This is a genomic window from Streptomyces sp. NPDC058052 (genome assembly GCF_042885515.1).
GTDB lineage: Bacteria > Actinomycetota > Actinomycetes > Streptomycetales > Streptomycetaceae > Streptomyces.
The window spans coordinates 191508-203848 of sequence record NZ_JBHVRX010000007.1; the positions used below are offsets into that span (position 1 = coordinate 191508).

General features: G+C 72.0%; 9 protein-coding genes. 3 read left to right on the top strand and 6 right to left on the bottom strand.

Going from position 1 to position 12341, the window contains the following annotated elements; genetic code table 11:
• Positions 1 to 16: 16 nt before the first annotated feature.
• Positions 17 to 2284, top strand: coding sequence for a transglycosylase domain-containing protein (locus ACFVU3_RS12880; RefSeq protein WP_390065916.1), 2268 nt, complete (start codon positions 17 to 19; stop codon positions 2282 to 2284).
• 102 nt (positions 2285 to 2386) lie between these two features.
• On the opposite strand, the gene ACFVU3_RS12885 is transcribed toward ACFVU3_RS12880, so the two are convergent.
• From ACFVU3_RS12885 to ACFVU3_RS12895, 3 genes are all read right to left on the bottom strand, one after another.
• The gene (locus tag ACFVU3_RS12885; protein ID WP_390065917.1) at positions 2387 to 4354 is read right to left on the bottom strand and encodes a SpoIIE family protein phosphatase; all 1968 of its coding nucleotides are present in this window, start codon (positions 4352 to 4354) and stop codon (positions 2387 to 2389) included.
• A 309-nt stretch (positions 4355 to 4663) separates the two neighbouring features.
• Positions 4664 to 5338, bottom strand: a complete 675-nt coding sequence (locus ACFVU3_RS12890) for a DUF402 domain-containing protein (protein ID WP_390065918.1) — start codon at positions 5336 to 5338, stop codon at positions 4664 to 4666.
• A 99-nt stretch (positions 5339 to 5437) separates the two neighbouring features.
• Positions 5438 to 6838 (bottom strand): class II fumarate hydratase, encoded by a 1401-nt coding sequence (locus tag ACFVU3_RS12895; protein ID WP_390065919.1) that lies wholly within the window; start codon positions 6836 to 6838, stop codon positions 5438 to 5440.
• A 134-nt stretch (positions 6839 to 6972) separates the two neighbouring features.
• Between ACFVU3_RS12895 and ACFVU3_RS12900 the strand changes: the two genes are divergently transcribed.
• Entirely contained in the window at positions 6973 to 8502 is a 1530-nt protein-coding gene (locus ACFVU3_RS12900) for a ricin-type beta-trefoil lectin domain protein (RefSeq protein WP_390065920.1), read from the top strand.
• A gap of 96 nt (positions 8503 to 8598) precedes the next feature.
• Here the strand turns inward: ACFVU3_RS12900 and ACFVU3_RS12905 are convergent, their stop codons facing one another.
• Positions 8599 to 9219, bottom strand: a complete 621-nt coding sequence (locus ACFVU3_RS12905) for a lipoprotein (RefSeq protein ID WP_390065921.1) — start codon at positions 9217 to 9219, stop codon at positions 8599 to 8601.
• Between the two features lie 102 nt (positions 9220 to 9321).
• Between ACFVU3_RS12905 and ACFVU3_RS12910 the strand changes: the two genes are divergently transcribed.
• Positions 9322 to 9819, top strand: coding sequence for a hypothetical protein (locus tag ACFVU3_RS12910; RefSeq protein ID WP_390065922.1), 498 nt, complete (start codon positions 9322 to 9324; stop codon positions 9817 to 9819).
• Between the two features lie 35 nt (positions 9820 to 9854).
• On the opposite strand, the gene ACFVU3_RS12915 is transcribed toward ACFVU3_RS12910, so the two are convergent.
• Positions 9855 to 10481: an HAD family acid phosphatase gene (locus ACFVU3_RS12915; protein WP_390065923.1), complete on the bottom strand. Its 627-nt coding sequence runs from the start codon at positions 10479 to 10481 to the stop codon at positions 9855 to 9857.
• 168 nt (positions 10482 to 10649) lie between these two features.
• Positions 10650 to 12320, bottom strand: a complete 1671-nt coding sequence (locus ACFVU3_RS12920; RefSeq protein ID WP_390065924.1) for a fumarate hydratase — start codon at positions 12318 to 12320, stop codon at positions 10650 to 10652.
• Positions 12321 to 12341 lie beyond the last annotated feature (21 nt).

The following is a 12341-nucleotide window of genomic DNA, read 5'->3' on the forward strand; positions in this document are numbered from 1 at the left end:
CGGAGCGACGCGACACATGGGCCGACCGGACAAGAAGGCGAAGAAACGGGGCATACGCCGCCTCTTCACCTGGAAGAAGATGCTCGGCACCTTCCTCCTGCTCTGCCTGATCGGTATCGGCGGCCTCTACACCGTCTACCTGCTGGTCCCCGTGCCCACGGCCAACGCCGAGGCCACCATGCAGAGCAACATCTACAAGTACTCCAACGGCACGATCCTCGCCCGCACCGGCGAGATCAACCGCGAGATCGTGGGCCTCGACAAGATCCCGCTCCCCGTCCAGCGGGCCTTCGTCGCCGCCGAGAACAAGACCTTCTACAAGGACAACGGCGTCGACATCAAGGGCACCACCCGCGCCGCCTGGAACACCCTCACCGGCCAGGCCAAGCAGGGCGGCTCCACGATCACCCAGCAGTACGTCAAGAACTTCTACCTGAGCCAGGACCAGACGGCGACCCGCAAGCTCAAGGAAATGGTCATCGCCGTCAAGGTCGACCAGGAGATGACCAAGAGCGAGATCCTCGCCGGGTACATCAACACCAGCTACTACGGCCGCTCCGCCTACGGCATCCAGGCCGCCGCCCGCTCGTACTACGGCACCGACGCCTCCAGGCTCACCACCGCCCAGGGCGCCTACCTCGCCTCGCTGCTCCAGGCCCCCAACCAGTACGACTGGACCTCGGCCAGCACCACCGGCCGCAAGCTCGTCGAGGAGCGCTGGAACTACGTCCTCGACAACATGGTCGAGATGGGCTGGCTGCCCGAGGCCGAGCGCGCCGGACTGAAGTTCCCCGCCCCGCGGGCGCCCAAGCCGCTCCCCGGCATGGAGGGCCAGACCGGCTACATCGTCGAGGCCGCCAACCAGGAGCTGATGCGCCAGGGCGTCAGCGAGGAGGACATCAAGGCCGGCGGCTGGACCGTCACCCTCACCATCGACGAGCAGAAGCAGAAGGACCTCGTCGCCGCCGTCGACAAGCAGCTGGAAGACAAGATCGACCGCAAGGGCGACAAGAAGGCCGCCACCGTCCAGGCCGGCGCGACCTCCGTCGACCCGCGGACCGGCGGCGTCGTCGCGATGTACGGCGGCGTCGGCGCCACCGAGCACTGGATGTCCAACGCCACCCGGCGCGACTTCCAGCCCGCCTCCACCTTCAAGCCGATCGTCCTCGCCTCCGCCGTCGAGAACCGGTCGACCACCCAGGACGGACGCCGGATCGGCCTGGGCACGATCTACGACGGCACCAGCAAGCGGAAGGTCGTCGACTCCCCGATCCCCTTCGCCCCCCAGAACGAGGGCGACCGCTCGTACGGTCCCGTCACCGTCCAGAAGGCCACCAACAGCTCGATCAACTCGGTCTACGCCCAGATGATCGTCGACGTCGGCTTCGCCGAGACCAAGAAGACCGCCCTCGCCCTCGGCATGAAGGACGGCCCGGACTTCGGCGAGTCCCCCGCCATGTCGCTCGGCACCATGGGCGCCTCCACCCTCGACATGGCCGGCGTCTACGCCACGCTCGACAACCACGGCAAGAAGGTCACCCCCGCCCTGGTCAAGAGCGCCCAGCACCACGACCGCAAGGTCGAACCCGTCAAGCAGACCGGCGAGCAGGTCATCAGCCGCAAGGCCGCCGACACCGCCACCCAGGCCATGGCCGGCGTCGTGCGGAACGGCTCCGGATTCCGCGCCGCCGGCGACTACGACGCGGCCGGCAAGACCGGCACCTCCGAGAACAACCGGTCCGCCTGGTTCGTCGGCTACACCCCCGAACTGGTCACCGCCGTCGCCCTGTTCGGCGAGGACACCTCCGGCAAGATCGCCCAGCAGGTCACCCTCACCGACTCCATCGAGCCCGGCCGCGCCAGCGGCGGCCTCTTCCCCGCCCTGATCTGGGGCGAGTACACCGAGCGCGCGCTGAACGGCGGCTCGGACGCCGTCTTCGAGCTGGAGACCGAGGACAACACCGGCGGCTACGGCGAGCCGACGTGGACGATCAGCCCGACCGCCCCCACCGAGGAGCCCAGCGAGGAGCCGACGGAGGAGCCGACGACCCCGCCGGCCACCACCGCGACCACGCCCCCGCCGCCGACGACCGGCATGACGACCCCGCCCCCGCCGACGTCCACCGGGAACCCCACCACCACCCCGCCGCGGCAGACCGAGGAACCGACCCGGGAGCCCACCAACACGGCGACGGTCCAGCCGCCCGACACCGAGATCCCCGGTGGCGGCGGAGGCGACGGCGGCGGCGCCACGCCCGGCCTCTCCACCCAGCAGCCCCGCTGACCCACCCGCGCGCACGCCGAAGGCCGGCCCCCAGGAGGGGCCGGCCTTCGGCACGTACGGAACGCGGCGGGACGGGGCAGCGGGGCCGGGACGCTCCGGCGGTCAGCCGCGGGTCGCCAGCTCGAACCAGACGACCTTGCCGCCCGACAGCCGGGTCGCCCCCCAGCGCCGCGCCAGCCGGTTCACCAGGAACAGACCGCGCCCGCCCTCGTCGGTCTCGCGCGCCCGCCGCTGCCGCGGCAGCTGCGGGGAGTCGTCGCCGACCTCGCAGCGCAGCACGTCGGTCTTGAGCAGCCGCAGCGTCACCGGCCGCTCCGCGTACCGCACCGCGTTGGTCACCACCTCGCTGATCAGCAGCTCGACCGAGTCCGTGAGCTCCTCCAGGTCCCAGCGGGCCAGCGCCCGCCGGGCCAGCCGGCGGGCCCGGCCCGGGGCCGCGTCCTCCGGTTCCAGGAACCAGTACGCCACGTCGCTCGGCGCGATCCCGTCGAAGCGGGCCGCGAGCAGCGCGATGTCGTCGTCCCGGTCGCCCGGGCCCAGCATGTCGAGCACGTCGTCGCAGAGCGCCTCGAGCGGCGGCGCGTGGTCCGGGCCGGTCAACTGGGCCGCGGCCGCGAGCCGCTCCCGCAGCTGCTCGATCCCGGTCCACACGTCCCGCAGCCGGGACTCCACCAGACCGTCCGTGTACAGCAGCAGCGTCGCGCCCGCCGGGGCGTCCAGCTCGACCGCCTCGAAGTCCACGCCGCCGACGCCGATCGGGGCGCCCGCCGGGACCCGCAGCACCTCGGCCCGGCCGTCCAGGTGGAGCAGTATGGGCGGCGGATGGCCCGCGTTGGCGACCGTGATCCGGTGCGAGACCGGGTCGTAGACCGCGTACATGCAGGTCGCCATCCGGTCCTGGCCGAGCCGCTGGGCCTGCTCGTCGAGGTGGTGCAGCACCTCCTGCGGCGGCAGGTCGAGCCCGGCCAGGGTCTGCGCGGTGGTGCGCAGCTGGCCCATGATCGCCGCCGAGGTCATGGAGTGGCCCATGACGTCGCCGACGACGAGGGCGACCCGGCTGCCGGGCAGCGGGATCGCGTCGTACCAGTCGCCGCCCACCCGGGCCGTCTCGGCCGCCGGGAGATAGCGGGAGGCGAGCTTGACCCCGGTCGGCTGCGGCAGCGAGTCCGGCAGCATCGTGCGCTGGAGCTCGTCGGCGATGTACGCCTCCCGGCCGTACAGCACCGCCTTGTCGATGCCGAGCGCCGTGTGGGTGGCCAGCTGGGCGGCGACGAGCAGGTCGTCCGGTTCGAAGGCCGGCTGTTCGGGGCGGCGCAGCAGGACGGTGGCGCCGATCACCCGGCGGCGGCCGCGCAGCGGCGCCAGTATGGCCCGCAGGCCGCGGGGGAGCGGATGGTCGGGGCCGAGGAGCTCGCCGAGGGCGGCCCGGGCGGCGGCGGAGTCGCCGAAGACCGGCCGGACGCCGCGGAGCACCTCGGAGAGGGCGCTGCCGGAGCGCACCTCGCACAGCTCGGCGGCCGGGGTCGGGTCGGGATCGGGTACGAGGACGAGCTCGTCGCCCTCCAGGTCGGGCGTTAACCGCAGCCGGTCCGTGCGGCGCAGGCGCAGCACGAAGGGCGCCACCGGCCGCTCGTCGCCCACCGGCAGCGGGTCGCGGAGGTAGACCAGGATCTCGTCGGAGAAGGCCGGCACGGTGGCGCGGCACAGTCCGAGCACGATCTCGTCCAGGTCGAGGCCGCGGGCGATCCGCCGGGTCGCGGCGCCGACGAACCGCAGCCGGTCGCCCTCGCGCCGTCCGGCCGGCGGGGCTCCGCCCTCCCCGCCCGGAGGCTTGGGGGAGACGGCGACGGCGACCGCGGGCGCGGACGGCCCGGGCGGCTGCGGCGCCGGCGGTGGCTGGGGCGCGGGCGGTCCGGCCGGCGCGGGCGGCTCCGTGGCCTGCGCCGAGGGCTGCGCGGGGATGTCGGAGGGCAGGCCGGCGGGCGCGGCCTCCTGGCGGGGCCGCGTCTGTTCCTGGGGCCGGTCGGCCAGGGGCTGCCGGCCTTCGTGGGAGGTGGGATGCTCCGTCACGCGTGGGATTCCGTCCGTCCGGGCCGGTGGTGCGATGCACTCGCTCTTCTCGCCGATGCCGCGCCTTCGCCGGGGATAAACCCCTCGGAGGCGGTGTTCGCGGTGGATACGGACGATCCGCGGACGGCGGCAGGGGCGGGGGGCGCGCCACCCGGGCACAGCTCCGGCACTGCTCTCCCCCTCATCGATGACGTGCGGTGACGTGTGGTCAGTTGCTGTGCCGCGTTCGGTCGGTGACGTCGTGTCCGCCCGGTGTCGGCCGTGCGGAGGACGATCCTACGTTTCGACCCCGGGGGCGCATCAAGGGTCTCATGGCGCCGTGTGCGCCGGAGTGCGATCCCAGTCCGCGGGAAGGGCGGGGACGGTCCAGGCGGGATCGGGCCGCCACTCCTCCCAGCCGTCCCGGAAGGGGGCGCCCCAGCTCTCGACCAGCTCCACGGCGGCGGCGCCCGCGGCCCGTACCCGGTCGGCCTGCTCGGCGCCCATCAGCCCGGCCCGCTGGGCCTGGGCGAACTCGTCCTCGTCCCGCCAGAGCCAGCTGCGGTCGGGGTAGACGGAGATGTCGAGGAAGTGGTCCTCGGAGTCGACGCCGCCGGCCCAGCGGCGGCGCGGCTCCTCCAGGTTGACGTACCAGCTGCGGAAGCGCCAGCCGCGCTCCCAGAACAGCCAGACCGACCAGGGGTCGCCGGGCCGGGCGAGCTTGAGCACGCCGCTGCCGGACCAGTGGGCGCGTTCGGTGGTCCGGGGCGCGGTGTAGCGGGTGGCGAGCGGCTCGTCGTGGACGGAGGTGCCGTCGGCGAGCACCGGCCGGACGCACTCGGTGCCGGGCGCCATCCAGACGGCGAGCAGGTCGGGGGTGTCGCGGACGACGGTCACCGGCCGGCAGATGTGCACGTCGGCGGTGCCGTTGCCGCGGTAGCGCCAGAGGATGTGCTCCCCCGGCGCCCAGTGCTGGATGTCGCCCGAACCGTCCGATCCTGTCATGCGCAGATCTTAGGGGCGCGCTCCCACCCGCGCTGCGGTACGCGTCACGCTTGAGTCACGCGCGGGACGGCCGCGGTTCACGCCGGGGCCGTCCGGGGGTCACGGCCGGGTCATGCGCAGCACGTCGAGGGCCTCGTCGAGCTGTTCGAGGGTGAGGTCGCCGCGGTCCACGTACCCGGAGTCCAGGACGACCTCGCGGATGGTCCTCCGCTCGGCGAGGGACCTCTTGGCGACCTTGGCGGCCTCCTCGTAGCCGATGTACTTGTTCAGCGGGGTGACGACGGAGGGGGAGGACTCGGCGTACTCGCGGGCGCGCTCGGCGTTGGCGGTGATCCCGTCCACCGTGCGGTCGGCGAGGAGCCGGGAGGCGTTGGCGAGGAGCCGTACGGACTCCAGCAGGTTCTTGGCCATCACCGGGAGCATCACGTTGAGCTCGAAGTTCCCGGCCGCGCCGGCCACCGCGACCGTGGTGTCGTTGCCGGTGACCTGGGCGGCGACCATGAGGACCGCCTCGGGGACCACAGGGTTGACCTTGCCGGGCATGATCGACGAGCCGGGCTGGAGGTCGGGGAGGTTGATCTCGGCCAGTCCCGTGCGGGGGCCGCTCGCCATCCAGCGCAGATCGTTGGCGATCTTGGTGAGGGAGACGGCGACGGTCCTGAGCTGGCCGGAGGTCTCCACCAGGCCGTCCCGGGCACCCTGGGCCTCGAAGTGGTCGCGGGCCTCGGTGAGGGGCAGGCCGGTGGTGCGGGCGACCTCGGCGATGACGGCGGCCGAGAAGCCGGGCGGGGTGTTGATCCCGGTGCCCACCGCGGTGCCGCCGAGGGGCAGCTCGGCGAGCCGGGGGAGGGAGGCGCGGAGCCGTTCGATCCCGTACCTGACCTGGGCCGCGTAGCCGCCGAACTCCTGGCCGAGGGTGACCGGGGTGGCGTCCATCAGATGCGTGCGGCCGGACTTCACGACCATCGCGAATTCGGCCGATTTTCGCTCCAGCGCGGCGGCCAGGTGGTCGAGCGCGGGGATGAGGTCGTGGGTGACGGCGGCGGTGGCGGCGATGTGGATGGAGGAGGGGAAGACGTCGTTGGACGACTGCGAGGCGTTGACGTGGTCGTTGGGGTGGACGGCCCGGTCGGCCGGCAGCCGCTCCCCGGCGAGGGTGGCCAGGACCTCGTTGGCGTTCATGTTGGAGGAGGTGCCGGAGCCGGTCTGGAAGACGTCGACCGGGAACTGGTCGTCCCAGCGGCCCTCCGCGACCTCCTCGGCGGCGGCCGCGATCGCCTCCGCCCGGTCCCGGTCGATCACGCCGAGCTCGGCGTTGACCGTGGCGGCGGCGGCCTTGATCCGGGCCAGCGCCGCGATGTGGGCGCGTTCCAGGCGCTGCCCGGAGACCGGGAAGTTCTCCACGGCCCGCTGGGTCTGGGCCCGCCACTTGGCGTGTGCGGGGACCCTGACCTCGCCCATCGAGTCGTGCTCGACGCGGTAGCCCTCGGTGTCGTTCATGGTCCTTCGTCCTCCCGGGCGTGCTCAGCTTCCCCAACATCCTCAAAAAGATGAGCACTTGTCTTGTTCGATGTATTCCCAAGGCGTGTACCGGCCAGTAAAAACCGTGGGTAACCCCACTTCCAGGAGGCGCAATGACGCGCACCAGGTACAGACTCCGGTGGCCCATCGCCGCCGTCGCGGCAGCCGCCGCCGCACTCGGTTCCCTCACCGCCGCCGCCCCCGCCGGAGCGGCCGACACCGGTACGAAGGCCGCCGTCGCCTCCGTACCCCTCCCGCCCGCCCTCGAGACGATCCGGGCCGCCGAGGCCACCAGGATCTACGGCAGCCCCGAGGAACGCCCCCTCGACCAGCGGAAGACCGGCCTGATCTCGCTCGGCGACAGCGAGATCTCCGGCGAGGGCGTCGGCAGCTACGAGGCCCCCACCAACGGCCCCACCAACTGGTGCCACCGCTCTCCCGACGCCGCCATCCACCGCACCGGGATCGCCGCCGACCTCACCTTCAACGTGTCCTGCTCCGGCGCCTACACCGGGAACATCCGGATCGGCGGCGGCAAGCAGTACGCCGACGAGCTGGTCCAGAGCGACAACCTCGCCATCAAGGCCCGCAACACCCGGATCAAGATGGTGCTGCTGGTCGCCGGGGCCAACGACGACCTCCAGTTCGGCCCCGTCATGACCGACTGCGTCACCCGGTACGTGCTCAGCCAGGGCACCTGCGAGCCCAAGTACGCCCCCGGCTGGCAGGCCCGCGTCGACGCCCTCGTCCCCAAGGTCGAGCAGACCGTCCGCGACCTGAAGACGGTCATGCGGGACGCCGGGTACGCCGACGGCGACTACAAGCTCGTCGTCATGGGCTACCCCAGCCCGATCGGCCCGGACTTCTACGACAACCCGGGCTTCCCCGGCAAGCTGGTCTGCGGCGGCATGGGCTACGACTCCGACACCAAGTGGGGCCGCAACACCGCCGTCCCGGCCTTCGAGCGCGGCATGCGGAAGGTCGCCGCCTCCACCGGCGCCGTCTACCTCGACAACTCGCGGCTCTTCCACGGCCACGAGGTCTGCATGGAGGACACCTGGGCCCGGGGTCTCTACATCGACCTCTCCAAGCCCGGCGGCATCGACGAGAACTCCACCCGCCAGTCCTTCCACCCCAACAAGAGCGGTCACGCCGCCTTCGCCTCCTGTCTGACCCAGCTCTACGCCTCGGGCCTGCGCGAGGCGAGCTGTGCCGACGTCAACTCCTCCGGCACCCCGACGCTCTTCCCGGTCGCCTGGGACGACGTCTTCGAGCCGCTGCGGAACGAGGCGACCGGCAACTGCCTCGACGTGAACGCCTCGGAATCCGCCAACGGCACCGCCGTCCTCGGCTGGGACTGCCACGGCGGCCGCAACCAGGGCTGGTGGTACGACTCCGCCCGGAAGACCGTCCACACCGAACTCACCCAGGACCGCTGCCTGGACGTGCCCGGAGCCGCCTACCAGGCCGGCAAGGCGCTCATCGTCTGGAACTGCGGCGGCGCCGCCAACCAGAGGTTCGTCCGCGACGGCGCCACGATCCGGCCCGCCGCCGCGACCGGCCTCTGCCTGACGCAGGGGGCCGCGAAGGAGCCGGTCCGGCTCCAGACCTGCAACGGCTCGGCGAACCAGAAGTTCGCCTAGCCGGCGGGACCGAGAACGCCGTGGGCCCTCCGTCCGGTGCGGGGCGGGGGGCCACGGCCCTGTCACGGGAGCGGCGCGGACCTTCCCGCCCGGGCCTCAGGACACCTTCAGGGTCGACTTCACCCGCTCGTACGCGGCGACCATCTCGTCCTCCCCGGAGTCGAGGCCGCCGAGCTCCACCACGACCACGCCCCCGGCGGTCACCAGCGCGAAGGACCGCCCGTCCCGCCACTCCTCCATGAGCTCGCTGTACACGGAGTAGCGGGCCTCCACGGCGGGCACGCCGCCCACCTTCAGGTCCGTCAGGGTGGTGCCCTTGCTCTTGTCGGCCTTAACGAAGGCGTCCAGCGTGGCCCGGGCCGGCCCCTTCGGCGCGGTCCACACCCGCAGGAAGCCGATGTCCGAGCTCCCCTCCGCCTTCGCCTCGCACACGATGGTGGCCGGGCCCTGCCGTATCAGCTCGGCGAAGTCGGGGTCGGCCGGCGGCTCCACCTCGGTCGGCTCCCAGTCCTCCGTGAGGGAGAACGAGACGGGGAGGTCGCAGGCGGTGCCGGGGCCGCCGAGGGAGGCCGTCCTCGGGGCGGGGGACGCCGTCGGCGTGGGGGTGGGCGACGGCGCCGCGGACGCCCGGGCGTCCGGCTCCGGAGTCGTGCCGCAGGCGGTCAGCAGGGCCGCCGCGAGCAGGGCGGGACCGAGAAGGGGGGCTCTTACTGGCATGGCCCCATCATTCCTGACGGGGGTGCGTCACCCGGACGGCGGCCGCACAATGTGAGGACGGCCCGCAGGGGGGAGATCCACACCCCGCCAGGGAGGCAGTCCATGAACCGGAGCTTCAGGAGGATCGGCGCACTGGGCGCCGCGACGGCCGCCGCCGTCGCCTTCACGGCCGTCGCGCCGGTCGCCGCCGCGCCCGCGGCCGACGGGTTCGAGTTCACCCTGTACGCCAAGGAGGTCCCGGCGGACGACAGCGGGGAGACCGACCAGGCACCCGCGGTCGGCGACTCCTTCGCCTTCGCCGACGACCTCTCCCGCACCAAGGGCGGCGAGTCGGTCGGCCGGGACGGCGTCGGCTGCACCGTGGTGCGCGCCGGAAACCCGGCCGACCTCCTCTGCGTCGGCAACTTCGTCCTGAACGGGGGCCCGGGAGGCCAGATCGCCGGGCAGACGATGCTCTCGGTCGACCCCACGGACGACGCCCCGGCCGCGTTCGACATCGCCGTCACCGGCGGCACCGGCGACTTCAAGGACGTCCGCGGCTATATCCGCTCGACCCCCGACGGCGACTACTCACGGCTGGAGTTCCACCTCACCCGCTGACCGGGGCCACGGTGACCGGGTCCCTCCGACCGGGGTCACGAGAGCTTGCCGTAGTCCGGCAGCTTGAAGGCGCGCTCGGCGTGACCGCCGACGATGTCGGTCGTGTTGTTCCCGATGTTCGCGATGATCGTGTAGCCCTTGGCCTCGATCTCGGCGCGCTTCTCCGTCTTGTAGGCGCTGACCTCGGCGAACAGGTCGGGCAGCGAGCGCACGTACAGCCCGTCCACCGGGTAGCCGACCTTCTTCAGGTTCCAGTCGGTGAGCGAGTGGATGATCCCGGGGCGGGCGGTCACGAAGAAGACCTTCACCCCGCGCGCGTGCGCGTCCCGGACCAGGGCGTGGATCTCGGGGATGGCCGGGGTCGGCAGCTCCCAGAAGGGGTGGAAGTCCGTCTCCAGCGAGCTGTTGTCGATGTCGAGGACGATCGCCTGCTTCTCGGTGCCGGCGTCCTCGGCGCGCTCCTCGATGTACGGGCGGGCCTCGGCGACGACGGCGGCCACGTCACGGCGCCAGGTCGTGTAGTCGACCCCTTCGACTGCCGCGGCGGAGGTGAGGTGGGTGTCCGGGTCGGCCGCGGAGGCGGCGGGCGCGGGTCCGACGACGAGGAGCGCCGTGAGGCCGAGGAGGCCGGTGGCGGTGGCTGCGGACTTGGCGGAGGGCATGGGGGGCTCCCGAGGGGTCGACCGTCTCAGTGGTTGACATGCTCGCGTCCCATACTGACCAGTAAGTGTCCGGCTGGCTACCGGTCGGTAGCGACTTTCCGAGCGGGAGACGACACCGCCCCCCCGGTCCGCGGGGGACCGGGGGGGCGGGTGGACGGCTACCGCGGGTTACGACAGCTGGGAGCCCTGGCGCACCGGGATGTGGGTGAAGGTCGGCTCCGGCGCCGGGTTCTGGAAGAAGTCGTTGCCCTTGTCGTCGACGACGACGAACGCCGGGAAGTCCTCGACCTCGATCTTCCAGACGGCCTCCATGCCGTCCTCCTCGTTGTCCAGGACCTCGATCTTCTTGATGCAGTCCTGGGCGAGGCGGGCCGCCGGGCCGCCGATGGAGCCGAGGTAGAAGCCGCCGTGCGTGCCGCACGCGTCGGTGACCTGCTGCGAGCGGTTGCCCTTCGCCAGCATCACCATCGAGCCGCCCGCCGCCTGGAACTGCTCCACGTACGAGTCCATCCGGCCGGCCGTCGTCGGGCCGAAGGAACCGGAGGCGTACCCCTCGGGGGTCTTCGCCGGGCCCGCGTAGTAGACCGGGTGGTCCTTCATGTACTGCGGCATGGACTCGCCGGCGTCGAGCCGCGCCTTGATCCTGGCGTGCGCGATGTCACGGGCGACGACCAGTGGACCGGTCAGCGAGAGCCGGGTCTTGACCGGGTACTTGGTCAGCTCGGCCAGGACCTGGTCCATCGGCTGGTTCAGGTCGATCCGCACGACGTCGCCCGCGTCCAGGTGGGCGTCCTCCGTCTCCGGCAGGAAGCGCGCCGGGTCGGTCTCCAGCTGCTCCAGGAAGACGCCCTCGGCGGTGATCTTCGCGACGGCCTGGCGGTCGGCCGAGCAGGAGACGGCGATCGCGACGGGCAGCGAGGCACCGTGGCGGGGGAGGCGGACGACGCGGACGTCGTGGCAGAAGTACTTGCCGCCGAACTGCGCGCCGATGCCGATCCTCTGCGTCAGCTCGAAGACCTTCTCCTCCAGCTCCTTGTCCCGGAAGCCGTGGCCGGTGGCGGCGTCGCCCTCGGTGGGCAGCTCGTCCAGGTAGTGCGCGGAGGCGTACTTCGCGGTCTTCAGCGCGAACTCGGCGGAGGTGCCGCCGACGACGATCGCCAGGTGGTACGGCGGGCAGGCGGCCGTGCCGAGCGAGCGGATCTTCTCCTCCAGGAACTTCATCATGCTCGCCTCGTTGAGGACGGCCTTCGTCTCCTGGTAGAGGAAGGACTTGTTGGCCGAGCCGCCGCCCTTGGCCATGAAGAGGAACTTGTACGCGCCGCCGTCGGTCGCGTACAGCTCGATCTGCGCGGGCAGGTTCGAGCCGGTGTTCTTCTCCTCCCACATGGTGAGCGGGGCCATCTGCGAGTAGCGCAGGTTCAGCTTGGTGTAGGCGTCGTAGATGCCCTTGGACAGGGCCTCCTCGTCACGGCCGGAGGTCAGCACGTTCTGGCCGCGCTTGCCCATGACGATCGCGGTGCCGGTGTCCTGGCACATCGGGAGCACGCCGGCCGCGGCGATGTTCGCGTTCTTCAGCAGGTCGAGCGCGACGAACTTGTCGTTGCCCGACGCCTCCGGGTCGTCGATGATCTTCCGCAGCTGGCCCAGGTGGGCCGGGCGCAGGTAGTGCTGGATGTCGTGGATGGCCTCGGCGGCCAGCTTGCGCAGCGCCTCCGGCTCGACCTTGAGGAACGTACGGCCGTCGGCCTCGAAGGTGGAGACGCCCTCGGCGGTCACCAGGCGGTAGGGCGTGGTGTCCTCTCCCACGGGGAGCAGATCGGAGTACGCAAACTCTGGCATGACGGCAGCCATTCCTCACTC